This window comes from Vogesella mureinivorans (assembly GCF_007644035.1).
Lineage (GTDB): Bacteria > Pseudomonadota > Gammaproteobacteria > Burkholderiales > Chromobacteriaceae > Vogesella > Vogesella mureinivorans.
Window position 1 is genome coordinate 1 of record NZ_VMTV02000807.1, and the last position, 372, is coordinate 372.

Below are 372 nucleotides of genomic sequence, written 5' to 3' on the forward strand. Positions count from 1 at the left end.
CTTGACGGTTTCGTCGGCTTCGTCGGTGGTGTCGTTGCTGGTCGGTACGGTCACGGTGAAGCTGGTGACGCCGGCCGGGACGGTGATCTTGCCGGTGGCAGGGTCGTAGCTCACGCCGTTGCTGAAGGTGGCGGTGCCGTAGTCGTCAGCGGTAGCGGTGCCGTCTTGCAGCGCAAAGTCGAAAGTGGTGGCGCTGGACGAAGCATTGGACAGCTTGACGGTGAACGCTAGGCTATCGCCTTCGGTGGCAGACACGTCGTTCGGGTTGGCCGCAGACGGGTCAGGCTTGCCGATGTGCTCGATGGTCGGCGTTTCGTCGTTGTCGAGGATGGTACCGGTGGCGTCTTTACCGCCGATGCTCAGCTTGACGGT

The 372-nt window shown here is 62.9% G+C and carries 1 protein-coding gene; it reads right to left on the minus strand.

What is annotated here, in order from left to right; genetic code table 11:
- The coding region (locus FLQ44_RS19735) for a hypothetical protein (RefSeq protein WP_206208998.1) at positions 1–372 on the minus strand (372 nt) is incomplete at both ends.